This is a genomic window from Tundrisphaera lichenicola, assembly GCF_051175385.1.
Classification (GTDB): Bacteria; Planctomycetota; Planctomycetia; order Isosphaerales; family Isosphaeraceae; genus Tundrisphaera; species Tundrisphaera lichenicola.
Genome location: NZ_CP195106.1, coordinates 6,322,249 through 6,347,114 on the forward strand (window position 1 = coordinate 6,322,249; position 24,866 = coordinate 6,347,114).

Sequence of the window (24,866 nt, forward strand, 5' to 3'; positions counted from 1 at the left end):
GGATCAGAGCTTGAGGTTCCGGAGCCGGAGCGCGTTCAGGATCACCGAGACCGAGCTGAACGTCATCGCCGCCGAGGCGAGCATCGGGCTGAGTAGGAGCCCGAAGAACGGATAGAGCACACCCGCCGCAACCGGCACGCCCAGCGTGTTGTACACGAAAGCGAAGGCCAGGTTCTGGCGGATATTCCCCATCGTCGCGAGGCTCAGCTTCCTGGCCCGGGCAATCCCGGCCAGGTCGCCTCTCAGCAGGGTGATCCCCGCGCTTTCCATCGCCACGTCGGTCCCGGTCCCCATCGCAATCCCGACGTCGGCCTGGGCCAGCGCGGGGGCGTCGTTCACCCCGTCGCCCGCCATCGCCACCACATGGCCGCCCGATTGCCACTCCTGGACCGCCGCCCCCTTCTGCTCGGGCAAGACCCCGGCTCGAACTTCCTCGATCCCCAGCTTCCGCGCGACCGCCTCGGCCGTGGTCCGCTCGTCCCCGGTGATCATGACCACGCGGAGCCCGTCGGCCTGGAGAGCCCGGACGGCCTCGGCCGCCGACTCCTTGATCGGGTCGGCAACCCCCAGCAGGCCCGCCGCCCGGCCGTCGATCGCCACGAAGACTACCGTCTGGCCTTCCTCCCGGAGCGCATTGGCCCGGTCGCCCAGATCGCCCAGATCGCCCGGCTCGATCCTCTCATCCTCGAACAACGACCGGTTGCCGACCGCGACCTTCCGACCGTCGACCACCCCCTGGACCCCCTTGCCGGTCGAGGACTGGAAGTCATTCGCGTCGGATAAGGAGAGGCCGCGACTCTCGGACCCGGCCACGATCGCCGAGGCCAGCGGGTGCTCGCTCGCCCGTTCCAGGCTGGCGGCCAGGCGGAGCAGCTCCGACTCGTCCTGATCGGGGGCCGCCACCACCGAGACCAGCCGGGGCTTCCCCTCGGTGAGCGTCCCGGTCTTGTCGACGATCACCGTATCGACCTTCTCCAGGACCTCCAGCGCCTCGGCCTTGCGGATCAGGACTCCGGCCGAAGCCCCGCGTCCGGTCCCGACCATGATCGACATGGGCGTGGCGAGCCCAAGCGCACAGGGGCAGGCGATGATCAGGACGGCCACCGCATTGACCAGCGCGTGGGCGAGCTTCGGCTCGGGACCAAGGATGGCCCAGGCCACGAATGTGATCGCCGAGACGGCCAGGACGGCGGGCACGAAATAGCCCGCGACCACGTCCGCCAGGCGCTGGATCGGGGCTCGGGACCGCTGGGCCTCGCCGACCATCCGGACGATCCGGGCCAGCATCGTCTCCGAACCCACCCGCTCGGCGCGGATCACGAGCGAGCCCGTGCCGTTGACCGTCCCGCCGATCAGGCTGTCTCCTTCGTGCTTCTCCTGAGGGATCGGCTCGCCGCTGACCATCGACTCATCGACGGAGCTCGAACCTTCCACGACCACCCCGTCGACCGGGACTTTCTCGCCCGGCCGGACCCGGAGCCGGTCGCCGACCTGGACTTCCTCCAGCGCGACGTCTTCCTCGCCGCCCCCTCCGAGGAGTCGGCGGGCCGTACTGGGGGCGAGCCCGAGCAGCTCCTTGATGGCGCTCGACGTCCGGCTCCGGGCGCGGAGTTCCAGGACCTGCCCCAGCAGGACCAGCGTGGTGATGACCGCCGCCGACTCGAAGTAGACCGGCACCGAACCACCGTGGCCGCCGAACGAGGCCGGGATCAATCCCGGGAAGAGCATCGCGACCACGCTGGACAGGTAGGCGACCCCCGTCCCGAGCGCGATCAGCGTGAACATATTCAGGTGCCCGCTCCGGACCGACGCCAGCCCTCGCCGGAAGAACGGAAGACCGCCCCAGAGCACCACCGGAGTGGCCAGCGCGAACTGGACCCACAGCAGGACATGCGGCGAGACCCCCGGGACCGGGGAATGGCCCAGGATCATCTCCCCCATCGCCAGCAAGAGGAGGGGCACCGTCAAGGCCGCACAGGCCCAGAACCGCCGGGTCATGTCGTCCAGCTCGGGGTTCGGCTCGTCCCCCCCGGTCGGGACCATCGGTTCCAGGGCCATCCCGCAGATCGGGCAGCTTCCCTGCCCCTCCTGGACGATCTCCGGGTGCATCGGGCAGGTGTATTGAGCCCCTTCGGGGGCCGGTTCGTCCGATTTTTGGGACGTGTCGAGGTAACGATCGGGATCGGCCTGGAACTTCTCCCGACAAACCGCGCTGCAAAAGTAATAGGTCTTGCCGTCGTGATCGACGTTTCCCGATGCCTTGGCGGGGTCGATCGTCATCCCGCAGACCGGGTCGAGGACCTTCCCCTCGGGAATCCCAGCATCGGAAGATTTCGACGAGGCGTCACCCTCGGTCGGCGGATACCCCGCCGCTTCGAGCGCCAAGGCCAACCCATCCCGCGAGACCTGCCCGTCGTGATCGACCGTGACCCGCTTGGTCGCGACGTCAACCTCGACGGAGCCCACCCCGGGCAGGTTGCCCAGGGCATGCCGGATCGTCCCGGCGCACCCCTCGCACGAGATGCCCGGCGTCGTGAGTGTCGTCTCCATCGTCGGACCCTCCCCCGCTCATTTCAGGAACCGACCGAGGACCGTGCGGACCTCGGCCATCAGTTGCTCTTGATCCATCGGCCTCGCCCGGGGGTGCTCCGACCCCGACCCGTGGCCGATCACGCAGCATTCCAGGTGATTCGTCAGGAGTTCAATCCCGAGCGAATCGAGTGCCGAGCGGACCGCCGCGATCTGATTCAGGACGTCCACGCAGTAGCGATCCTCGTCCACCATCCGTTGGATGCCCGCCACCTGGCCCGCGATCCGGTTCACCCTCGCCTTGATCTTCTTCGAGGCTTCGCCGTCCATCTCGACCTCCACGAATACCCCCAGGGGGTAACAGAACGTTATACCCCCCCAGGGTAATAATCAAGGGCGAGCGGCCGATTTGGCCGACGGCTTGAGCACCAGGGACAGGATCCCCCCGACCTCGGGCGGGGCCTCCCAGACGGCGACCACCGGACCAGTTCCACCGGCGGCGGAGGCGACCACGGGGTCATTCGCGCGATCGGCGAGGGTGATCGGATCTTCGAGACCCGGCAGGCTCGCCAGGAGTTTCCCCGGTCGGCTTTCGAGCCAGACCGAGTAGGTCCCGCCGGGGCCGGGCGCGATCCAGCCCTGGACGCCCTTGCCGAGTCGTCGTTCGGGCTCGCCCGGGGCGGCCTCGAAGATCGACCCGGCCCTCATCCAGATCGAGTCGGCTTTCCCTCCCGAGAGGGCCGCGACGGCCCCGCCGTCCATCGGGCAGGCGTTGATCTGCCAGGTCCCCCGGCCCAGCTTCTGGGCGGCCTCGAACGTCCTCCCGCCGTCATCCGACCGCGACAGGTAGAGGTCGCGTGCGTTCTGGATCTGGTTCCGCCACATCACCAGGAGTGTCCCATCGAGGCCGAAGGCGACGGAGGGGTGGCAGCACTGGCAGACGGTCCGGTCGGGCGATTGATAGACCAGGGCGTCGGGCTCCCAGGTCAGGCCGCCATCGGTGGACCGGGCCCCGAAGATCTCGGTCCGCTGGTTCCGAAGGTCGAGCCAGGCGCAGAAGAGGGTCCCGTCCGGTCCCGAGGCCATGGCGTGGAGCCCCTCGCGTCCCGACCCCTCGACGCTATTCAACCGGGTGGGTCCGGACCAGGTGGCCCCCTCGTCGGTCGATCGCCAGGCGAGGATGTCGCCGTCGCGACCCTTCCCCTCGGCCCCGGCGACGGCCGAGACCACGACCGAACCGCCCGAGACGGCGATCCTCGGCCCGCGCCTCATCCCGAGCGAGAGGACACCGGCCTCGCCGACGGCCCGGTTCTCGAAGGACTTCCCGCCGTCGGTCGAGATTGCGCAGCGGATCTGGTTCCCCCGCCCGTAGGCCACATAGATCCGACCCTTCGCGTCGACCGCGACCTGCGGCTGCTTCGCCGAACGATCCGGACCCTCGGTCGAGACGACCGCGACCGGTCCCCCGACCGGCAATCGATCGGCAGCCGAGGCCGGGTGAAGCGGCCCTGAGGAAGCGAGCATTCCGACGGCCAGAAGGACCAGATTTCGACTCATCATCGTCCATGCTCCTCGATAGTCCAGGATCGCCCCGGCCCGAGTCGGGCGAGGTTCCGGACCTCCGAAGCTAACACGATCGCGGGTCAAGCACCGCGCGGCAGGTAGCATTTCGGCCGATCGTCGCCCAAACTGGGAGGCCAAAGATCGAGGCTCTCGATCGAGCCTGGCAATCGTCCCGTCGGAGCGTCGAAGTCACCGATGATCGAATACAGCCCGAACCGCGACTGGTGGAAGGACCTGGGGCACCTGGGGACGAGCTGGACCCTCCAGCGGATCGTCAGGGCCGTGATGGCCGTCGGGATCTACTCGGCCGCTTTGAGCTTCGTCATCCTTCGGCTCGACCTGGAAGGCCATCGGTCGATCTCGGGGACGTTCTCGCTCCTCGGCGTGATCCTGAGCATCGTCCTGGTCTTCCGCACGAACTCGGCCTACGACCGCTGGTGGGAGGGTCGGAAACTCTGGGGGGCGTTGGTCAACCACTCAAGGAACCTGGCGATCGGCCTCGACGCCTTGATTCCGGTCGATGACGGCGACTCGCGCGACGCGTTTGCCCGGCTCATCCGAGACTTCGCCCTGGCCCTCAGCGGCCATCTTCGGGGGAAGGTCGACCCGTCGATCAAGCTCGAATCGGGCCGTGATGCTCAGGAGGAGCACGCCCCCGGGCACGTCCCGAGCTTCCTCTCCCGGGCGATCCTGCTTCGAATCTACGGCCTTCGCCGGGACGGCGTGATCGATGGCCTCGACGTGCTCGCCTTGAAGCCGCACACCCAGGCCCTGCTCGACGTCGCGGGGGCCTGCGAGCGTATCCGGAAGACCCCGATTCCCTTCTCTTATTCCGCTTTCATCAAGCTGTTCGTGGTCCTGTACGCGGCGATCCTCCCGGTGGGCCTGGTCCCGGAATACGGCTACCTGGCGGTCCCGCTGGTCATGCTGGTCGTCTTCGCGCTGCTGGGCCTGGAGCTGATGGCCGAGGAGATCGAGGACCCCTTCGGGCTCGACTGCAACGACCTGGCGACCGGCTCAATCGCCAGGATGATCGGGTGCGACGTGGCCGAGCTGCTCGGGACCGCCTGCCCGATCCGGGACCAGCCCGCCGCCCCCTACAGCAAGGTCTTCTGATAGGTTCGAGCCCGGATCGACAATTCTGAGGCAATCGAGCGATGCAACGCTGCGAATGGGCGACGAATGACCGGATGATCCGCTACCACGACGAGGAGTGGGGAGTCCCGATCCACGACGACCTCCGGTGGTTCGAGTTCCTGACCCTCGAAGGGGCGCAGGCGGGGCTGAGCTGGGATACGATCCTGAAGCGTCGGGAAAGCTACCGATCGGCCTTCGACGGGTTCGACCCGGATCTTGTGGCCGCCTACGACGATCCGAAGGTGGCGGCCCTGCTGGCCGACCCGGGGATCATCCGGAACCGGCTCAAGGTCGCCTCGGCCATCACCAACGCCCGGGCCTTCCTGGAAGTCCGGCGCGAATTCGGGAGCTTCGACTCGTACGTCTGGCGGTTCGTCGAAGGGCAACCGATCGCCAACTCCTGGCGATCGAGCGCCGAACTCCCGGCCCGGACCGTCGAGTCGGACCGGCTCAGCAAGGACCTGAAGCGCCGAGGGTTCCGCTTCGTCGGATCGACCATCTGTTACGCGCTCATGCAAGCCACCGGGATGGTGAACGACCACCTCGTCAGCTGCTTCCGGCACGCCCAGGTCGGACGATCGTGAAAAGGGACCGATGCCGATGGATGATCGGCCAGGGCCGGGGTACGATGCTTCGGGCGGCACGGGAGGCCGCGAACCCTTCAGGACCTCGCCCGATGAGCCTTTGAAGGAGCCGCCCGGTGTCGAAGGTGAACCTCGCCGAGAAACTCGCCCTATTCCGCGAGCACTGGAGCCCGAAGATCGTCGGCGAGTTGAATGGCCAGCACGTCAAGCTCGTCAAATTTCAGGGCGAATTCGTCTGGCATCACCACGAGCAGGAGGATGAACTCTTCCTCGTCGTGAAGGGCCGTTTCCGGATGGATTTCCGGGACCGTCCGATCTGGCTGGAAGAAGGCGAATTCCTGATCGTCCCCCGAGGGGTCGAGCATCGGCCGGTGGCCGAAGAGGAGGTGCATGTCCTGCTCTTCGAGCCCGCCGGGACGGTGAATACCGGCGAGGTCGCGGATCGGAAGACGGTCCGAGATCCCGAGCACATCTGAGGATTTGATCATGCGACACCATCCCATCCCGGGTTTGATCCTGCTGATTCTCGCCCAGTCCGTCGCGACCGCCGACGACGGGCCGACCCGATCTCGATCCTTCGCGATGACCTATCGGGCCGACGTCCGGGAGATCCCCGAAGGTGCGAAAACCCTGGATCTCTGGCTCCCAATCCCCCAGACCGACCGGAACCAGACGATCCACCAGGTCCGGATCGAAGCTCCGGGCGCCGTGTCGCTGGGGCGTGATCCGCGGACGGGCAATCAGGACCTCCACCTCCGGATCGAATCGCCCCGAGACCCGGTCATCGTGACCCTGAGGATCGAGGCGACCCGCCGGGAAGACTCCGGGAGCGCCGAGCCCCTGTCCGCCGCCGAACGGTCCCGATACCTCGAATCCGAACCGCTGGTCCCGCTCGACGGGCCGGTCCGGGCCCTCGCCGAGGAGGCGACCCTGGGGCGGTCGACCGACCTGGAGAAGGCCCGCGCGATCTATGAACGAGTCACCGGGATGATGACCTACGACAAGAGCGGGACCGGTTGGGGCCGTGGCGACGCCCTCTACGCCTGCGACGCGAAGCGGGGCAACTGCACCGACTTCCACGCCCTGATCATCGGCATGTGCCGGTCGGTCGGGATCCCCGCCAGGTTCGCCATCGGGCTCCCCTTGCCGGAGGCCCGAGGCTCGGGCGAGATCCCCGGTTATCACTGCTGGGCCGAGCTGTACGTCGAGGGACGAGGATGGATCCCGGTGGATAGCAGCGAAGCCTCGAAGGCCCCCTCGAAGCGGGCCTACTTCTTCGGGCATCTTGACGTGAACCGGGTGGAATTCAGCCGGGGCCGCCAGCTGATGCTGGCCCCCGCCCAGCGAGGGCCGAAGCTCAACTTCTTCGTCTATCCTTATGCCGAGGTCGACGGCAAGCCCCACTCGACGATCGACCACAGGCTGAGCTTCGCCGATCGCGAACCATCCCCGGACGATCGACGCTGACGAACGGCGTCACGAAGGGAAGCATTTGCCGAAGGCGACGAGCAGGCGAGGCGAGCCCTTCAGGCGGACCTTCCGGGTCAGGAGCGCCCAGACCAGGCTGCGTTCCTTCCTCAGGAAGCCGAGCCAGGCCCGGCTATCGGCCGTGATGGTCAGGTCGGGAGTGCCCGCATGGCCATCCTCGACCCGGATTGTCCTGTCGAGGATCGTCACGGTGGCCCGGGCGGGCTCCTTCCCGGTGAAGGTGAAGTGATAGGTCGCGGCCAGCCCCTCGGACTGGTTCCGCTGGAAGACAAGGGGCATGCTCGACAGAAATGCAGCGATGGAACCCGGCCGGAGCCCGTTGCCGATGGCACGGGTCGGCTTGTGCGGGAATCGCTTCCTGGCGTACTCCTGGGCATCCGAGCCGGGCACCACGTACAGCGTCTCCTCCTTCTTCTGCAACGGGTCGACGACGGACTTGAGGAACTGCTTCCGGTCGTCCAGGAATGGTCCGATGACGTCCTCGCCCGCCGGACAGACCGCCATGCAGTACGCCGCCTTGTAGTTCGCGCCGAAGCTGAGGCTCTGCCAGAGCGAGACGGTCTCGGGATCGCTGACCCGGGTTCGATAGTCGAGCGCGTCCCGACTCTCGACGATGTTCTCGACCCAGTCTCCGAAGCCCCCCATGAACTCCCGATAGTTGTGGGTGTAGCAGGAGGAGAAGTCGAAATGGCCATCGGCACCGATCGCCCCGACGGGGCAGGCCGCCACGCAGAGCTTGCAACCGAGGCACGGGTTGTAGTCCAGGGGCTCGGATTCTTCCGAGAGCTCGGCGTCGATCATGATCGTCGCCAGCAGGATGAAGTTGCCGAACTTGGGGTGGATCACATTCCGGTGGATCCCCATCTGGCCGAGGCCGGCGGCCACGGCGACCGGCTTGTGCGAGACCACCCAGACCTTGCCGGGGAAGTTCGCCATCTCCATGGGGAAGCCCATCGGAGGATTGGCCGCCCGATGACCGAGGGCCTCCAACGCGCCGACGATCGCGTGGGCGACCTCATTGGTCCGATCGCCGGTGTGGTGGAATTCCACGTTGGCCACCGATCGGGCCGGGCTCCGGACCGGCTCCCGGTTCATCCGGCAGACGATGCTGACCAGGCTCCGGGTCCAGGGAAACGCCCGGAGGAGGTCGGCCCGCTGGTCGTCAAGCTCGGGGCGATCGATCGCCACGAACCCCACATCATCGGCGCCCGCGTCGAGGCAGATCTGGCGGAGTCGCCCGGCATTCAGGAGGCCCGGCGGGCGGACTTCCGGCCGGTCTCGGTGCCGGACCACGGTCGGATGCTCGTCGAGTTTCGCCACCGGCTCACCTCCGAGGAGAACAAGTTCGGCGGCGATCGGCGGTCAGGCGACCCTCTCGACCGGCTCGCCCTTGAGGAACGACACGACAGCCTCGATGACCGGTCGGGCGAACAGGATCCGCCGATGGCCATATTTTCGAGTGAACAGAGTCTTCGATCCGGGCCAGGCCGCCGCGACGGCCCGTCCGTGGTCCGGCGAGATGTCCTCGTCGGTCAGGTCGTGGACGATCAGGGCGGGTTGCCGGAGATCGATCGCGAGTCGGGCGAGATCCAGCGGATCGATCGGCTCGCCGACCTCGCGCTCGATCACCTCGACGAACGCGGGGAGTTCCGACTCGACGAGGCCATGACGCCGGCCCCATTCCTCGACCACACACCGGAGCGAGGAGGGTCCGCTCATCAGGACTACCCGCTCCGCGATCAGCCCGCGATGGAGCGCGATCACGGCGGCTCCCATCCCGAATGAATGGGCCACCACCCCGGCCAGCGGGCCGACCTGCCGCCCGATCTCGATCAGGGCCAACCCATACATCAGGACGTTGCAGCGCCCTCCCGAAGACCCGCCGTGACCGGGGGCATCGATGGCGAGGGCTTGGAATCCAACCTCCGTCAAGGCTTCGATGAACGATCCCCAATGCGACCCCCGACTGTTCCAGCCGTGGGCCAACAGGACCGGCGGGCCCTCGCCCCAGGACGTCACCGCCAGGCCCGGCACGAGATCGAGCGCGGTCCCCCGATCGATCCACTCCTCGTCGCGACGCGTGGACTCGGCACGCCGGGGGGTGAGGAACCACGACGCGGCACGCTCCAATCGCTCCCGGACTTCGGGAGAGTCGAGCGAGATCATCCGACGAACCTCCGGAAGACGAGGGTGGTGTTCTGGCCGCCGAAGCCGAAGCTGTTGGACATCGCCACGTCGATCTTCCGGTCTCTCGCGGCGTGCGGGACATAATCGAGGTCGCAATCCTCGCCCGGCCGATCGAGATTGATCGTGGGCGGGACCACGCCGTCGCGGATCGCCAGGAGGCACGCGATCGCCTCGACGGCCCCCCCGGCGGCGATCAGGTGGCCGGTCATGCTCTTGGTGCTGGACACCGGGATCCGACGGGCGTGATCCCCCAGGGCCCGCTTCAGGGCCAGCGTCTCGACCGAGTCATTGACCTTGGTGCTGGTCCCGTGGGCGTTGATGTAGTCGATATCCTCGGGTCCGAGGCCCGCGTCCTCGAGCGCGATCCGGATGGCTGCGATGGCCCCCCGCCCCTCGTCGTGGCAGTCGGTCAGACGAAAGGCGTCGGCGGTCGAGGCCTGGCCGGCCAGCTCGCCGTGGATGGTCGCCCCTCGGGCCCTGGCGTGCTCGAAGGATTCCAGGACCAGCATGCCCCCACCTTCGCCGATCACGAATCCGTCGCGGTCGGTATCAAAGGGGCGGCTGGCCCGGGCGGGGTCGTCGTTGCGGGTCGACATCGCCGTCAGGAGGATGAAGCCGGTCAGGCCGAGCGGGTGGATCATGCTGTGGACCCCACCGGCCAGCATCACATCCGCGGCACCGTCCCGGATCAGATCCGCCGCCTCGCCGATCGCCTGGGCGCCGGCCGAGCAGGCCGTCAAGCAGGAGTGATTCGGGCCTCGCGCCCCGAAGGCGGCCGCCAGGTGCCCGGCCGGGGTGCCCGGCTCTTGCTCGGATTCGAGCAGCGTGTCCAGGACCTCGACCCCTCGATTCGTGAAGCGTCGGGTGTCCACCCGGTGTTGTTCCGTCGATCGATGGACCAGGTCCACGAACCGGGGGAAGTCGGCCTGTCCCTCCCCCGATCCGAGGTAGATCCCCACCCGAGCGGGGTCGATCTCCGATCCACCTTCAAAGAGGCCCGAGTGCTCGATCGCCTGGGCCGTGGCCGCCAGCGCGATGAGTGTGTTCCGACCAAAGCCTTCCCAACGCGTCGCTCGCTCGCCGAGATCCCTCGACAGGCGGAACCCCTTCAACTCGGCGGCGATGCGCGTGGCGAAGGTGCCCGCGTCGAAGAGCGTGACCGGGCCGACCCCGCCCCGGCCCTCGCGGAGACCCTCCCACGTCGAGCCCACGTCGAGCCCCAAAGGGGTCACCATCCCCATCCCCGTGACCACCACCCGACGATCTGTTCGTCCCACGGATCGACCCCCCGGCCTGAGATTTGTCGCGTCCTCATCGCCCTCGGAGGGGCATCCCAAATCGAACTCAACCCGATCGAGAATCTCCGGTCGGAGGATCACCGACGCCGAGGATCTCGCGGGCCGCTTGCTTGCAAGAGTCGAGGATCTTCGCGGAAAGCTCCTCGTCCTCCACCGACCTCGCCAGCCCGAGCCCGCCGACGCACAGGGCGATCAACGACAGGACCCGCCCCTCATCGACGGTCGATCCTCCCGCCTCCGCGTGCTCGGTCAATCGATCCCGGAGGGCCCGGATGCTCTCCTCGAAGCGAGCCTTCACGGGGGAGTCGGCCCGAGAGACCTCGGAGACGAGGGCCACCAGCGGGCACCCGTCCTCCATCGAGCCTCGATGCTCTCGGCTCAGGTATCGGCCGACGAAGGCTTCGAGCCAGGCATCGCCGGACAGGCTCGCGAGGGCCGCCTCATGCTTCCGGGCCATCGAGTCCACCGAACTCTTCAGGGCCTCGGCCAGCAGGGCCTGCTTGGAATCGAAATGGGCATAGAAGCCGCCGGGCGTCAGCCCCGCCTCCTCCATCACCCGGTCGACCCCCGCAGCGTGAAACCCCTGACGACGAAAGACCTTGCCCGCCGCCTCCAGGATCCTGGCCCTGGTCTCCTCTTTCCGACCGGGCCCGTAACGCATCAATCGCCCCGTCCAGACCTCGGTAATCAGCGGGCCACGTCCGACAGCTCGATTGTATGACGACCGTCATACAAATCAAGGCGAGACACCCGAGAATCCGACCGTCCGTCGGAAATCGGGGCCGATCGACATGACGACCGGTGCGGCCGGGAACGAAGAGACCGCGAGCGGCGGGGCCGTCCGCGGTCTCTTCGAGTGATCCGATTACGTCACTCGATTGAAATGGATGTCGGATCCGGGCGATCTCTCGATGCGGCCCGACCGCGAGGTTCCGCGACTTATTCGGCCGGGATGTCCCTGGCCCGGTCGTTGCCGACGACCACGGTGGTCGTCCCGTGCCCGCCCCGCCAATCCGACCAGGGGGCCGAGACGGGCGTCACGATCGGCTTGAGGGCTTCTCCCTTGTGAGAGCCGCTCAGGCAGGCCAGATCGTCCCCCCGGGGGAGCCAGAGGCTCTTGGTCTTCCGGTCGTAGAGCAGGGGGAGGTTCTTGCAGGAATAGCCGGTGGTACCGAAGGTGATCACGCCATCGCCGACGGTCCGGTTATAGATCAGGGCGACGCCCCGGGCCCGATCGAAAACGACGGCGATCGGGATGCCGCCGAGCGTGTCGTTGACTACCTCGATCTTTTCGAGGAGGTCGACCGGATAGGCGCGTGCCTCTCCTCCCTGTTCGACGCCGAGGACCACCTGACGATCGCGGAGCGTGGAGCCCCTCGGCCCGTCGGGGCCTTCGATCACCGGAAAGTCGATGCCCGGGATCGAGTCGCGTCCGAAGCCCCCGCTGAGGCAGTCCACGTCGAGGGCCGGGTCGGCCTCGGTGATGTCGTAGGTCGCGACCTCGCCGCCTTCGAGCTTGGCGGCGAAGAGGAGCTTCTTGCCGTCCCGCTCGTTGAGGAAGGCGAGGGGTCGGTCGTTGTAGGTCCGTCGGAAATTCAGGCCGAGATAGCCGACCGGTGCCGAATCCTCGGACTTCGCCAGTTCGGTCCGCCAGACCTTGAATTCTTCCCAGATCTTGTAGCCGTAGACGTTCCAGACGAGGCCGCCGGAGATCGCGATGACCCCGAGGGTGATCGCGAGCTTCATCGGGGTCGACAGCCCTCGGCGTTCGGCGGGGGTCGGCATTTCGGCCGGATTCGGATCGCTCATGGTACGGTTCGCCTCGGGTGATCCGGCGGGGCCGGTTCGGCTTTTCGGAAGGGCAAGGCTTCGGCCCGGCCGTCGCCTTGCCTGACAACAATCGTGGAGTCGGCGGGGAGATCGTCGAGGGTCTGGGTGGTCCCATCGGGCCAGTGGACCGTAAGACTCTCGATCCGGTCGGCGTCTCCGAGCCCGAAATGGGGCGCGATGTCGGACGCGGAGAGATAGCCCCCGCCGCGTCGGACCTGGCCCACCTGCGACCGGCCTCCAGCCCTGAGTTCGATCCGAGCCCCCAGCGCCTCGCGGTTGGGCGGCCTTCCCACCAGTCGGAGCCGGGTCGAGTGATGCGTCGTGGTCCCCTCGTTGATCAGGACGCTCAGGGGGCCGTCCATCGTGGTGACCACGAGGTCGAGGTCGCCGTCGCCGTCGAGGTCGCCCGTCGCTACCGACCTCCCCCCGATCGCGGCCGTCGCCTCCGAAGGGCCCCATCCCTCCGTGGCCGGTCGGAATCGGCCCTCGCCCCGATTCTCCATGAAGTAAGGAGACTGGGCATAGTCGGAGTCGGGCACCTTGGGATAGACATGCCCGTTCGCCTGGAAGAGGTCGGGCCAACCGTCGGCGTTGAAGTCGCCCAGGACGACACCCCAGCCGACGAATCGGAGCGTGTTGACATTCACGTAGGTGCCCGTCGAGATGTCCTGGAACTGGCACTCGCCGAGGTTCCGGAAGAGGCGGGTCCCTTCCTGCCGGAAATTGGTGTGGACGAGGTCGAGCCGGCCATCGCCGTCGACGTCCGCCACGTCGATGCCCATGCTCCCCTCGGGGCGACCGACCCCGTTGATGGCCAGCCCCGAAGCCAGGCCGTCCTCGCGGAATCGGCCCTCCCCGACGTTCCGGAAGAACTCGTTGGGCTGGGTGTCGTTGGTGACGAACAGCTCGACGCGTCCGTCCTCATCGAGGTCGACGAACAGGGCGGCCATCCCCTTGCCGTCGGGGTTGGCCAGGCCGGCCGATTCCGTGGCGTCCTCGAAGGTCCCGTCACCCCGATTCCTCCAGAATCGGTCGGGCTGGCCGGGCAAGACGGAAGGGCCATTGAAGACCTTCACGCCCGGCACGTAGTCCAGGGGGGGCGCGGGATGGCAAGGATCGGCTTCGAGATAGTTGGTCACGTAGAGATCGGGCCAGCCATCGCCGTCGACGTCCCCCCAGGTCGCGCCGACGCCCCAGAGCGCGTCGCGACCGAGCCCGGCCGATTCGGTCACGTCGAGGAAGGTCCCGTCCCCCTGGTTCTGCCAGAGGACATCCGGCCCGAGGTGCGCGACGAACAGGTCGAGATCGCCGTCGCCATCGTAGTCGGCCACGGCGGCCGCCTGGGCCCAGCCGGTGTAGGCCAGTCCGGAGGAGGCGGTCACGTCCGTCCATCGCCCCGGGCCATCGTTCCGGAACAGCCAGGGACCGCCGGCGGGTCGGATGGTCGCGTCGACCACCCGGCTGCATGCGGTGACGAACAGGTCGAGGTCGCCGTCGCCGTCGTGATCGAAGAGGGCCAGCCCGGCGCCGAGCGATTCGACGACCGAGAGCTTCTCCGGGCCGCCGCAGGGGGTCACGATATCGAGCCCGTAATCGCGGGCCCGGTCGACGAACCAGGGGCCGACCTCGGATCGGACGCGGGGCGGTGGCCCGACCGGGATATTGGGGGCCGTCTCGGGCTCGCACGAGGCGAGCGGGACGACCGCCCCGAAGGCCAGGAAGATCCCGGTCCTCAGTCGCCAAGCCGGACGCCGGCTGGTCGTCCCCGGCTTCCCGCGAATGGCCCGTGACATGGCGACCGCCCCGTATCGCCGGTTACTTCTTGCGGACCTTCTCGGACTTCTGGCCCTTGTCGAAGGCCTTCGACCCATATTCCTTCTGGATGATGACCTCGGCATTTTTCTTGGCGGCGTCGAGTTGATCGGGGGAGGTTGCCGGGGCGGTGGGCTCGCCGCAACCCGAAGCCAGGAGGGCGGAGAATCCTGGCACGACGACCAGGCAGAGCGTGCAGATCGATCGGCGAATCCGGGTCATCGGTTCTTGATCCTTCGGCTAGTCGGGGGACCTTGGAGCGGGAAGGCCCGGGGCGATGCAGGCCCCGGGCCGTCCGATTCATCGCTTTGCGAGAAATCCGAGAGGACGGCTTACATCTGGTCGGCCGAGATGACCTCGCCGCCGGCCCGGGTGCCCAGGCTCATCCACACGGTCTGATTGACCGTTTCCTTGAAGGCCTTCACGCTGCCGTCGGCCATCGCGGCGTTGGTCACGCCGGGGTGATAGCTGGAGGACGGCTTCATGATATACCACCAGGAGATGCCGTCCATGGTGCAGCAGGTCTGGTTGGGCGTCCGGATCGTGTTGAACCAGTTCCGCCAGACCGACCCTTCCATCCAGGGATAGCCCTTGTACCGCCAGCCGCCGCCCCAGGGGATCGTGCCGTTCTGCCAGCTCTGGGCGTTGCACTGGCCGATGACCGTCTGGATGTCCGTGGCCGAGGCGCCCGTGGGCCCGGGGGTGATGCCGGCGATGCTGTAGCAGTCCGAGACGCGGGTACGCGACGCGCCCGAGTTGGCCAGCGGGCCCTGGGCGACCTCGGCGCAGAGCAGGGTGTTGCTCGTCCCGTCGGTCACTGAGGCCATCGAATAGAGGGCGTTCGTGAACGGCGTGAGCGTGCCGTCGTCGTTGTAGGATCGGCCGAAGAGGCCGTCCCAGTTCCGAGTCCGCGGCCACCAGGTGCCGGCGTTCCACGCGTAGTTCGAACCGTAGAAATTGAACCCATCATTGTTGCTCGCCGAGTAGATCTCGGACGGGCAGACGAAGACCGAGACCCGGACCCGGCCCGCGGTCAACGTGGTCGGGTTGGTCCAGATCCAGCGGTCGCCGACATTGAAGTTGATCGTGTTGTAGATCGTCGTCTGCTCGACGAACGGCAAGACCGTGACGTTCGGGTTGAGCGCGCCGTTCGACTCGCCCTGGGGGAAGCAGCCCCAGGTGTCGTGGTAGTTGTGGACCGCCAGCCCGAGCTGCTTCAAGTTATTGACGCACTGCGTCCGGCGGGCCGCCTCGCGGGCCGCCTGTACCGCCGGAAGCAGCAGGGCGATCAGGACGGCGATGATGGCGATGACCACCAGCAATTCGATCAGCGTGAATCCGGAACGAGAACGTGCTTTCATGAGAGGGTCCTCCTCTGCCTAAGACATGAGCGAAAATCGCGAAGACAGTGATCATCGAAGTGCGGCCCGGAATCCAGGCGGGGATGCCCTGTCCTCCGAGCCCGAAGCGCGCGGGGCTATGAAAGGGATCGAAATCAACTCCGAATCGGAGGTTCGTCGAGTTCGCGGAAGTAAAGACCTTCCAACTGACGGCGGGCCGGATGGCGAATCGATCGTCCTGGGAACGCCTCATCAACCTGGCAAACGGCGAAAGGGAGAGTTGTCCGCCGTGGTTCAGTTGGTCAAGGGCCGGGGCTCTGGGTGGGATCTCGAATGAGAATTTTCGAGATTAAATTAAAGGTGGATGGTCCGAATCAGAAGAACAAGGGAATGTAAACTTGCCTTGATCAACCGGCCATGTGGATTCGACGAAGAAGAACGTAGCAGATCGACGGAAGAGTGCAACAAGAATTTTAGGCGGGAAGGAGTTTTTTGCCCGGAGTTCGCCTGATCAGGGAGGAGTTCGCCAATCCGTGGGGTCGTCCCTCCTCCGCGTCCCCTTTCCTGCCAAAAGGTTCCGTCGCATGCGTCATGGATGAGACGCGGATGGCTTCGAGACCGAAAGGCGAAGTGAGGTCGATTTCAGCGATGAATCGGCTGGGCGAAACCGGGCCGATAGAGCTCGAACGTCCGATAGCCCCCCCCGATGTTGGCCGCCGAATATCCCCTCTGGAGAAGGATCCGGGTCGCCAGGTAGCCTCGGAGGCCGACCTGGCAATAGGCGGCGATCCTTCGATCGTGCGGGAGTTCGCCGATCCGTCGCCTGAGTTCATCCACGGGGATGTTCACGGCGCCGGGGAGTGATCCCCTGGCGAATTCCTCGGGGGTCCGGACATCGAGCAAGAATGGACGGAGCCCCTCCGGGGTCTCCAGGATCGTCGAGACGTCGACCTGCGGCTGGTCGCCCCGGATCAGGCCCGACGCCACGAAACCCGCCATATTGATCGGGTCCTTGGCCGATCCGTATTGGGGAGAATAAGCGAGTTCCGTCTCTTCCAGGTCGAAGACCGTCAGGCCGGCCTGGATCGCGACCGAGATGACATCGATCCGGGTATCCACGCCGGCACCGCCCACCGCCTGAGCCCCGAGGATCCGGCCCGATTCGGGGTCGAACAATAGTTTCAGGTTCATGACCTCGGCACCGGGATAGTAGCCGGCATGCTGGGTGGGATGGATGTAGACCTTCCGAAACGACCGGCCGGAGAGCCGGAGCGCCTTCTCGGAGGCCCCGGTCATGGCCGCGGTCCGGTCGAAGACCTGGACGATGGCCGTGCCCTGGGTCCCCCGGTACTGGGAGGGCCGACCGAGGGCGTGATCCGCGGCAATCCGACCCTGACGATTGGCCGGCCCGGCCAGGGGAACCTGAGTCGTCTCGCCGAGGACGAAGTCCCGGACCTCGATCGCGTCGCCGACCGCGTAGATATCCGGGTCGGTGGTCTGGAGGTGCTCGTTCACCCGGATCCCACCGCGAGGGCCGACCTCCAGCCCCGCCTCGACGGCGAGCGTGTTCTCGGGCCGGACCCCCACCCCGAGGATCACCAGATTCGCCGGGAGTCGCTCGCCCGACTTCAGGCAGACGAGCAGCCCATCGGAGGTCTGCTCGAACGATTCGGCGGATTGATCCAGGAACAAGGCGACACCATTCGCCGCCAGTTGTTCGGCGATCGGGGTGGTCATCTCCTTGTCGAACGGCGGGAGGACCTGGTCCTTGAGCTCGACCAGCGAGGTCGAAACGCCACGGCGGGTCAGGCTCTCGGCCAGCTCCAGGCCGATGAATCCCGCCCCGATCACGACGGCCCGCTCGATCTTCTCATCGACCTTGGCCTTGATCCGGTCGACGTCCTTGAGGTCGCGGAGCGTATAGATTCCGGGCAGGTCGATCCCGGGGATCGGCGGCCGGAGCGGGGCCGCCCCCGGTGCGAGGATCAGCTTGTCGTAGGTCTCGTCGTAGACGCGATCCGAGGCGAGGTCCCGGACCCGGACCGTCTTGGACGACCGATCGATCGACTCGACCAGGCTTCGAATTCGCGCATCGATCTCGAACCGGGACCGGAATCGCTCGGGCCGGACGACCAGGAGTTTGTCCCGATCGACGATCTCGCCGCCGATGAAATACGGGAGGCCGCAATTGGCGAAGGAGACGTCCGGCCCCCGCTCGATCAGGACGATCTCGGCATCCTCGGAGAGCCGCCGAGCCCGAGCGGCCGCGGACGCCCCCCCGGCGACCCCTCCCACGATGACGAGTTTCATGACTGGGCGCCCCCGGCCCGGTTCCAGGGCATCCGCGCCAGGATCATCCCCATCCCGCAGGTGTCGGTGACGCCGGCGAAGACCAAACCCGCGCCGACGAAGGCCGCCAGGGCAAAGAAACCCGGATGGACGAAGGTCCCCAGGGCCGTCCCCAGGACCACGAGCGAGCCGGCGGCGATCCGGACCTGACGCTCCAGGGACATCGCCTTCTGGCCCCGGACCACCGGCAAGCCGGCCTGCTCCCAGGCGAGCGTGCCCCCTTCGACGTTGATGACGTTGGGATATCCGGCGGCCTGGAATTTCTCGACCGCCTGGCCACCCCGCTTGCCCGATCGGCAGATCATGTAGAGCGGAAGGTCCTTCGACCCGTTCCGAGCATCCATGATGGCCCGGGGGTCGAGGGTATCCAGGGGGACCAGCCGGGCGTGCTCGGCGTGGACCTCGCGGTACTCGACCGGAGTCCTCACGTCGATCAGGTCGACCGGCTCGCCCCGGAGCCGTCGCTGCTCGAGTTCCTTCGGTGTGATCGCATTCATGTTCATCCCCCTGTCCCTGAAATCGACGGGAGTGCCCGAGGCCGATCAGGGCTTGAAATAGGCGAATCCGTCACGACGCTGCTTGCGGATGACCTCGACGGCCCCCGAGGGCACGGTGCCCACGCCCGGGAGCAAGTCTTCCTTGCGGATCGATTTCTGCCGCATCGTGTTCTCGCAGGCCACGAACTTCACGCCCTGCTTCACGAGCGACTCGATGGCCTCGGCGTGGTCGGTCCGGGCCTTCTCCACGAGGCCGATGCCCGCCCCGTGGCAGACCACCTCGATCTCGGCATCGGGGGCATCCTTGAGGATATTGGCCACGTTCTTCAGCCCGGCCCCCTGGGTCCCGGGCTCGGGGAAGTTGACGTGGACGACCACCTTGATCGAGCCGTCCTCGAGGATCGGCCCCGCCGAGGAGGTCGACCGCAGGGCCATCGTCAGCCCGACGACCATCACGCCAATTACCGACATCCGGATCATCGCGGAGTCCCTCCACTAATTAACGGTCTTCGGGGATCGATCGGGGTGAGTCGGAGTCTCCGGTCGGGCCGGATCCGTCTCGGGTCTGGTGCGGTGACACCGCACAGGAACCGCTCATTCAGGTCGGGACGCCCATCCCGGGCAGGACCCATCGATTCAGGACGAACCAGAGGGCCATGACCCCCACCACCAGGAGCAGATCCTTCATTTTCCAACCCTCCATCACGGCGCCTTCCTTCTGGACGGTGGCGTGCTAAAATACTTTCAGCTTACGGACTCAACTATATTCCCCAACGGTTATCTAGTCAATCCATGGCGGCCACGATCCCCGACGAATTCCTGGATCTGATCGCCGAGAAGTTTCGGATGCTCTCGGATCCGAGTCGGCTGGCGATCCTCCGATGTCTGATGAGCGGCGAGCGAAACGTCACGCAGGTGGTGCTGGAGACCGGGAGGGGGCAGGCGAATGTCTCGAAGCATCTGAAGATGCTGGCCGAGGCGGGCCTCGTGTCGCGTCGGAAGCAAGGCCTGCAGGTGATCTACAAGCTGGACGACCCGCTGGTCGAGCGGCTCTGCCATCTCGTTTGCCGGACGATCGTCGAGGACGCCCGCGGGGAAGTCGCCCGACACAAGAAGCTGATCGAGGGCCTGGGGGCGAACATCGGCGAGGATTGAGGCCACTTCTCGAAGCAGGAGCAACCCCTTGTATGTCCCCTCCGCCTTCGCCGAGCGTGACACGGCCAGGCTACACGACTTCATCCGTCGAGAGAGCTTCGCGATCCTGACCTCCAACGATGGAAGGAGCCTGACGGCCAGCCACCTCCCGCTGATCCTGGAGGCCGAGGTCGGCGAGCTGGGTCAGCTCTTCGGCCACATGGCCCGAGCCAACCCACAATGGCGACGGGTGGAGGGAGAGGTGATGGCCGTCTTCTCCGGCCCGCATGCCTATATATCGCCCACCTGGTATGAGGAGGGCGGGACGGTCCCCACCTGGAACTACGTCGCGGTCCATGCCTACGGACGGTTCCGGGTCGTCGAGGATCGGGCGGATCTGCTGGAGATCCTCCGCAAGTCGGTCGGCGTCTACGAGAATTCGAGGCCCGAGCCCTGGTCCTTCGACGAGTCGGCACCGCACGTCGAGGGGCTACTCAAGGCGATCGTCGGATTCCGGATCGAGCTCACCCGACTCGAAGGGAAATGGAAGCTGAGCCAGAATCACCCCGAGGAGCGGAGGCGGAAGGTCCTCAGGGCCCTGGCCTCGCGATCCGACGAGGATTCTCGGGCCATCGCGGACCTGATGGGGCGGACGTTCGATTGAGGCCGCGAGATCCGAAAATTCCTCGGGTTCCGCGCATGGAAAAACCCCGACCCTCCCCGAAAGGGAGAGGGCAGGGGTGTTCGTCAGGCCGGTAACCTCTCGAGATTCTCGGGAGAGTTCTCGGCCTGGAGGATTCCGATCAGTTCGGGGGCGGGACGAAACCGCCCGGGCCATCTCCCGGCCCGGGGACCATTCCCGGAGCGGGGGGATTGGGGGCGCTGGCCCCGCCCAGTTCGGCGTTTTCCATCTCGGAGGCCGCGTTCGGCCGGGGAAGGCCGGCACCGGCCGGGGGCATGGCGACACCCGGGCCGGTCCCGGGGAGGGCGGCCCCGCCCATGGTCGGCGGGACGACGGTGCCGGGCGGGGGCGGGGTGGCCATCCCGGCGGCCTGCATCCGGGCCCGCTGGGTGGCGGCCTGGGTGTTAGCGTAGGGGAATTCGGGGCCCTTGGCAAAGTACTGGACGTCGTCGTGGAAGTACTTGCCCGAGGGCAAGGTCATCCCCGCGTATTCCACCTGGCAGCCGGTCGAAGCGACCAGGCCCAGGACGGCCAGTCCGGCCAGGACCGACCGGCTCAGGCCGGCCGGCCGTCGAGGCAATCCCGTGCGGGAGGACAACATCGGTTCCACCCTCCTTGGTAGCGGCAACCGGCGGATTGCCGGCGGCCGTCGGTCCATCCTCATCAACAATCGAAGCCCGGTGTCGCCCGAAGCGGTCGTCCGGAATCCGTCACAACTACAGGATCGGCCGGTCGGGGGGATCAAGCCCAGTCAATCCGGAAAATCTATCCCCGAACTTTCGAAGTCGCCCATTCTCGCCGGAATCCTGCATTGGGAGATCGGGCCGTTCGGTTTATGATCCCGCCCGACCAAGACCCGACCGGAGGCGATGCCCAGTGTCCCGAACGATTCCCACGCGACCGTCCCTGGAAGTGGCCCGAGAGCAGATCCTGGACCTGGCCGAACCGGGCGAGCCGATCGAGGTCTCGCTGATCGATGCGCTCGGCATGGTCCTGGCCGAGCCCATCCTGGCGGATGTCGACTCGCCGCCCTCGGATCGCGCCGCCCGCGAAGGATACGCGGTCAACTCGGCCGAGGCCGTGGCCGGGACCTTCCTCCGGGTCGCCGGGACTCGTCGATCCGGGCGGTCGAGGGATGTCGCGATCGAGGCCTGCGAGGCGATCCGGGTCGCCCCCGGCGACACACTCCCCGCGGGGGCCAACGCCGTCCTCCGATCCGAGCTGGCCCGGCCCGACCCCGACTCCGGACCGACCCGCGTCATCGAGGTCCTCGACGGTGTCGAGCCCGGCCTCGACGTGATCGGGCGGGGGGACCTCATGGCCTCGGGCTCGATCATCGCCCCGGCCGGGACCCGCCTCCGGACCTCGATGGTCGGCCTCCTCGCCTCGCAGGGGATCGTCCACCCGTTCTGCCATCGACGGGTCCGGGTCTCCGTCCTGGCCGTCGGCGACCATCTGGTCGGGCCGTCGGAGGCACCCGTCATGCACCGCGAGCGGAACGCGGCCAACGCGGCCCTCGTCTCCCTCGCCCTCCAATCCGGCGCCATGCCGCACGACCTCCAGGCCGTCCCCGAGTCGAAGTTCGACCCCGCCTTCGAGCGGGCGACCTCGGCCCCGGTCATCATCATCCTGGGGCCGGCTTCGAGGTCGATCGCGCGGACCCTCCGATCCTTCGGGCACGAGTCGGTGGTCCAAGGCCTGGCGATGAGGCCCGGGGGGCGGGCCCGCCACGGCGTGATCCGAGATGACTCGGGGAGGGTCGCCCATCACGTCTTCCAGCTCCCGATCGCCCCGGTGACCGCCTCGATCGCCTTCCTGACCCTGGTCCGACCCCTCATCGCCCGGCTCCAGGGCTCGACCGACCCCCAACCTTCCACCCTTGGGGCCATCTGGGACGGCTCGCACCCTGCTTCGGGCGACCTCCTCCGCGCCGTGGCCGTCGAACTTTCCGAGGACGAGGATGGCCGTCGACGAGCCCGGCCCATCACGCTCCGGAACGGACACGACCTCCCCTCCTTCGCCCGAGCCGGTGGCCTGGCCCTCCTCCCTCCCGGCGAAGGGCCCTGGTCCGGCGGCGAGCGGGCCGAGATCCTCCCCTTCGATTGATCCTCCTCACCCGGCGACCCGGTCCAGGAACCGGGTCGCCGCATGCATGATCGACTCCTCGCTGGCCTCCGATCGGGGCAGGTTCGCCGTTAGTCGTCCTTCGCAGAGGACGAGGATCCGGTCGGCGACGGTCAGCAACTCGGGAAGCTCGCTGGACGTCATCAGGATCGCCATCCCTTCCGACGCGAGCCGGCGGATCAGGGCGTAGATCTCGGCCTTGGCCCCGACGTCGATCCCGCGCGTGGGCTCGTCCAGCAGCAAGAGTTGGGGGTTAATCAGGAGCCATCGGGCGATGATGCACTTCTGCTGATTCCCCCCCGAAAGGCTCCCGATCGGAGCCCCGCCGCCATCCGTCTTGATCGAGAGCCGTTCGATCGACTCGCGGACGGCCTGACGCTCGGCCCTGGGGTCGACCAGCCCCCCGCGAGTCAGGGCGTCGAGCCTCCGGATCGTGATGTTCTCGGCGACCGTCATGTTGGCGAATAGGCCCAGGGTCTTCCGGTCTTCGGTCACCAGCGCCACGCCCGCCTCGATCGCCCGGCCCGGGTCGGAGAACGTGGCGGGCTCGCCATCCAGCAGGATCGTCCCTCGGGGCTTCGAGGGACACGCCCCGAACAGGGCTTCCAGCAATTCGGTCCGACCCGCGCCCATCAAACCGGCGACCCCGACCACCTCGCCCGCCCCGACGTGGAAGTCCAGGTCACGCAAGGCGGGACGCCCGCTCCCGGGAGGGCTGGCCAGGCCGAGCCCCCGGACCTCCAGCCTCCGAGGTCCGACCTGGGGATGCTCGTCGAAGTGGAGCCCGGCGATCTCGCGGCCGACCATCCATCGGATCACCTCCGACGGTTCCGACTCGGCCCTCGGGGCGGAGGCGACGAACTTCCCGTCGCGGAGGACGGTCACGGTGTCGGCCAGGGTGAAGACCTCGTTCATCTTGTGCGAAATGTAGAGGATGGTGGTCCCGGCGGACTTGAGGTCGCGGATCACCCGGTAGAGCCGGGCCACCTCGGCGTCGGAGAGGGCGGACGTCGGCTCGTCCATGATCAGGATCGAGGCGTCGAAGGCCAGGGCCTTGGCGATCTCGACCATTTGCTGGTCGCCGATCCGGAGGTCCGCCACCCTTGCCCGTGGGGAGATCGGCGTTCCCAGCCGCTCGAAGACCGCTCGGGCGTGGGCCTCCATCGCCCGACCGTCGAGGAAGCCGAACGGCCCGGTCTTCTCGCGGCCCAGGAAGAGGTTGGCCGAGACCGAGAGTTCGGGGACCAGGTTCAGCTCCTGATAGATGATCCGGATCCCCCGGTCCTCGGCATCCCTCGGCCCGTCGAACTTGACCGGTTCGCCGTCCAGGAGGATCTGCCCGCCATCGGCGAGGATCGCCCCGGCCAGGATCTTCATCAGGGTGCTCTTGCCCGCCCCATTCTCGCCGCAGATCGCGTGGACCTCCCCCGCCACGGCCTTGAACCCCACCCCGCTCAGGGCGTGGACCCCTCCGAAATTCTTGGTGATCTCCCGCATCTCGAGCCGAGGGGTGGCCATGTCGTGCATCGTGAGTCGGTCCCGGAAGTCTCGAAAGGTTGGAGCCACCATCGTACGACCCTCGAAAGCAACCCGGAAGGGTCGAGGCCGCCCGTCCACGGCGATTGAGCCCCCGGAGCGGTGGGTTCGTTCCAGCGCCCATGATGGGTTCGTTCGGACCTCCAGAATGGGTTTGTTCTCGCCTTCTCGGCCCCGAAGTGGGTTGGTCCGCCATTTTCAGCCCAGAGTGGGTTCGTTTCGACCCGCAGTGGCTTCGTTTCCGAAACCGAGAATGGGTTCGTTCTGACCGCCGGATGGCTTCGATCCCCGAGAATGGGTTCGTTCCGACCGGCACCCGAGGACACTCGACCCAACCGGGTCGATGAAAGCCGAAACGGAGCCCTTCTGGGATAGGATCGCGGGATCTCGGTCGGGCCTAACAGACTATTTCGGCCCGTCTCCCGGAATCGAGAGGGGCACGCGGAGCGTGCGAGCCTGGGGCGTGGGAGGGGGTGTGCCCAGGGTCTCCGGGATTTGTGATGGCGGAGCAAGCTCCGCCCGGGCAAAGCGGAAGCAAGCTTCCGCACTCCAAAGCCTCCGGCGGCTCGTCAAGCTCGACCCGCCCCCCCAAGCGGCGAAGCCGCCCTGGAGTGCGGAAGCTTGCTTCCGCTTTCGAACCCGGAGCTTGCTCCGGGAGCCAACAGCAAGCGATCTTCCCAATGTCCCCCAGAATCGCTGGGTACACCCTGGGAGTGAGGGCGGCGGAGTGGAATCAGGAGCGGAGGATTACCCCTTCCTCCACCCATTGAGGGCCG

The 24,866-nt window shown here is 67.1% G+C and carries 23 protein-coding genes; 7 read left to right on the forward strand and 16 right to left on the reverse strand.

The genetic code is table 11. The features are described from left to right. Window positions 1–3 precede the first annotated feature (3 nt). The 3 genes from P12x_RS24955 to P12x_RS24965 are packed head-to-tail and all read right to left on the reverse strand — an operon-like array spanning window position 4 to window position 4,089. Window positions 4–2,550 (reverse strand): heavy metal translocating P-type ATPase, encoded by a 2,547-nt coding sequence (locus P12x_RS24955; RefSeq protein ID WP_435007727.1) that lies wholly within the window; start codon window positions 2,548–2,550, stop codon window positions 4–6. An 18-nt stretch (window positions 2,551–2,568) separates the two neighbouring features. Next, complete coding sequence (locus P12x_RS24960; RefSeq protein WP_435007728.1) at window positions 2,569–2,859, reverse strand: metal-sensitive transcriptional regulator; 291 nt, start codon at window positions 2,857–2,859, stop codon at window positions 2,569–2,571. 60 nt (window positions 2,860–2,919) lie between these two features. Next, window positions 2,920–4,089 (reverse strand): sialidase family protein, encoded by a 1,170-nt coding sequence (locus P12x_RS24965; protein ID WP_435007729.1) that lies wholly within the window; start codon window positions 4,087–4,089, stop codon window positions 2,920–2,922. A 198-nt stretch (window positions 4,090–4,287) separates the two neighbouring features. Here P12x_RS24965 and P12x_RS24970 point away from each other — a divergent pair, with 198 nt between their 5' ends. From P12x_RS24970 to P12x_RS24985, 4 genes are all read left to right on the forward strand, one after another. Beyond that, entirely contained in the window at window positions 4,288–5,208 is a 921-nt protein-coding gene (locus tag P12x_RS24970; RefSeq protein ID WP_435007730.1) for a bestrophin family protein, read from the forward strand. Window positions 5,209–5,249: 41 nt separating this feature from the next. Then, window positions 5,250–5,813: a DNA-3-methyladenine glycosylase I gene (locus P12x_RS24975; protein WP_435007731.1), complete on the forward strand. Its 564-nt coding sequence runs from the start codon at window positions 5,250–5,252 to the stop codon at window positions 5,811–5,813. Between the two features lie 116 nt (window positions 5,814–5,929). Continuing rightward, a complete protein-coding gene (locus P12x_RS24980; RefSeq protein ID WP_435007732.1) occupies window positions 5,930–6,289 on the forward strand; it encodes a cupin domain-containing protein in 360 nt (119 codons plus the stop codon). 10 nt (window positions 6,290–6,299) lie between these two features. Continuing rightward, the gene (locus tag P12x_RS24985; protein WP_435007733.1) at window positions 6,300–7,280 is read left to right on the forward strand and encodes a transglutaminase-like domain-containing protein; all 981 of its coding nucleotides are present in this window, start codon (window positions 6,300–6,302) and stop codon (window positions 7,278–7,280) included. Window positions 7,281–7,289: 9 nt separating this feature from the next. On the opposite strand, the gene P12x_RS24990 is transcribed toward P12x_RS24985, so the two are convergent. The 11 genes from P12x_RS24990 to P12x_RS25040 form a co-directional block, all read right to left on the reverse strand. Next, window positions 7,290–8,621, reverse strand: coding sequence for an SCP2 sterol-binding domain-containing protein (locus P12x_RS24990; RefSeq protein ID WP_435007734.1), 1,332 nt, complete (start codon window positions 8,619–8,621; stop codon window positions 7,290–7,292). Window positions 8,622–8,663: 42 nt separating this feature from the next. After that, window positions 8,664–9,467, reverse strand: a complete 804-nt coding sequence (locus P12x_RS24995; protein ID WP_435007735.1) for an alpha/beta fold hydrolase — start codon at window positions 9,465–9,467, stop codon at window positions 8,664–8,666. Next, the gene (locus P12x_RS25000; protein WP_435007736.1) at window positions 9,464–10,765 is read right to left on the reverse strand and encodes a beta-ketoacyl-[acyl-carrier-protein] synthase family protein; all 1,302 of its coding nucleotides are present in this window, start codon (window positions 10,763–10,765) and stop codon (window positions 9,464–9,466) included. Before P12x_RS25000 ends, P12x_RS24995 begins: the two co-directional genes overlap by 4 nt. A 67-nt stretch (window positions 10,766–10,832) precedes the next feature. After that, the gene (locus P12x_RS25005) at window positions 10,833–11,447 is read right to left on the reverse strand and encodes a TetR/AcrR family transcriptional regulator (RefSeq protein WP_435007737.1); all 615 of its coding nucleotides are present in this window, start codon (window positions 11,445–11,447) and stop codon (window positions 10,833–10,835) included. A gap of 278 nt (window positions 11,448–11,725) precedes the next feature. After that, the gene (locus P12x_RS25010; RefSeq protein ID WP_435007738.1) at window positions 11,726–12,595 is read right to left on the reverse strand and encodes a DUF3179 domain-containing (seleno)protein; all 870 of its coding nucleotides are present in this window, start codon (window positions 12,593–12,595) and stop codon (window positions 11,726–11,728) included. Beyond that, window positions 12,592–14,409: a CRTAC1 family protein gene (locus P12x_RS25015; RefSeq protein ID WP_435007739.1), complete on the reverse strand. Its 1,818-nt coding sequence runs from the start codon at window positions 14,407–14,409 to the stop codon at window positions 12,592–12,594. Before P12x_RS25015 ends, P12x_RS25010 begins: the two co-directional genes overlap by 4 nt. A 22-nt stretch (window positions 14,410–14,431) precedes the next feature. Then, complete coding sequence (locus P12x_RS25020) at window positions 14,432–14,650, reverse strand: hypothetical protein (protein WP_435007740.1); 219 nt, start codon at window positions 14,648–14,650, stop codon at window positions 14,432–14,434. Between the two features lie 110 nt (window positions 14,651–14,760). Next, window positions 14,761–15,789, reverse strand: a complete 1,029-nt coding sequence (locus P12x_RS25025; protein ID WP_435007741.1) for a DUF1559 domain-containing protein — start codon at window positions 15,787–15,789, stop codon at window positions 14,761–14,763. A gap of 621 nt (window positions 15,790–16,410) precedes the next feature. Continuing rightward, a complete protein-coding gene (locus tag P12x_RS25030; RefSeq protein WP_435007742.1) occupies window positions 16,411–18,078 on the reverse strand; it encodes an FAD-dependent oxidoreductase in 1,668 nt (555 codons plus the stop codon). Then, on the reverse strand, window positions 18,075–18,614 hold the full coding sequence (locus P12x_RS25035) for a rhodanese-like domain-containing protein (protein WP_435007743.1): 540 nt from the start codon (window positions 18,612–18,614) through the stop codon (window positions 18,075–18,077). Before P12x_RS25035 ends, P12x_RS25030 begins: the two co-directional genes overlap by 4 nt. A 45-nt stretch (window positions 18,615–18,659) precedes the next feature. Next, window positions 18,660–19,094, reverse strand: a complete 435-nt coding sequence (locus P12x_RS25040; RefSeq protein ID WP_435007744.1) for a DsrE family protein — start codon at window positions 19,092–19,094, stop codon at window positions 18,660–18,662. A 312-nt stretch (window positions 19,095–19,406) separates the two neighbouring features. Here P12x_RS25040 and P12x_RS25045 point away from each other — a divergent pair, with 312 nt between their 5' ends. Further along, window positions 19,407–19,769 (forward strand): ArsR/SmtB family transcription factor, encoded by a 363-nt coding sequence (locus P12x_RS25045; protein ID WP_435007745.1) that lies wholly within the window; start codon window positions 19,407–19,409, stop codon window positions 19,767–19,769. A gap of 28 nt (window positions 19,770–19,797) precedes the next feature. After that, window positions 19,798–20,412, forward strand: a complete 615-nt coding sequence (locus tag P12x_RS25050) for an FMN-binding negative transcriptional regulator (RefSeq protein WP_435007746.1) — start codon at window positions 19,798–19,800, stop codon at window positions 20,410–20,412. A 139-nt stretch (window positions 20,413–20,551) separates the two neighbouring features. On the opposite strand, the gene P12x_RS25055 is transcribed toward P12x_RS25050, so the two are convergent. Beyond that, window positions 20,552–21,031, reverse strand: coding sequence for a hypothetical protein (locus P12x_RS25055; RefSeq protein ID WP_435007747.1), 480 nt, complete (start codon window positions 21,029–21,031; stop codon window positions 20,552–20,554). A 275-nt stretch (window positions 21,032–21,306) separates the two neighbouring features. On the opposite strand from P12x_RS25055, the gene P12x_RS25060 reads away from it, so the two are divergent. Further along, window positions 21,307–22,536: a molybdopterin molybdotransferase MoeA gene (locus P12x_RS25060; protein WP_435007748.1), complete on the forward strand. Its 1,230-nt coding sequence runs from the start codon at window positions 21,307–21,309 to the stop codon at window positions 22,534–22,536. Between the two features lie 6 nt (window positions 22,537–22,542). On the opposite strand, the gene P12x_RS25065 is transcribed toward P12x_RS25060, so the two are convergent. Continuing rightward, on the reverse strand, window positions 22,543–24,123 hold the full coding sequence (locus P12x_RS25065; RefSeq protein ID WP_435007749.1) for a sugar ABC transporter ATP-binding protein: 1,581 nt from the start codon (window positions 24,121–24,123) through the stop codon (window positions 22,543–22,545). Window positions 24,124–24,866 lie beyond the last annotated feature (743 nt).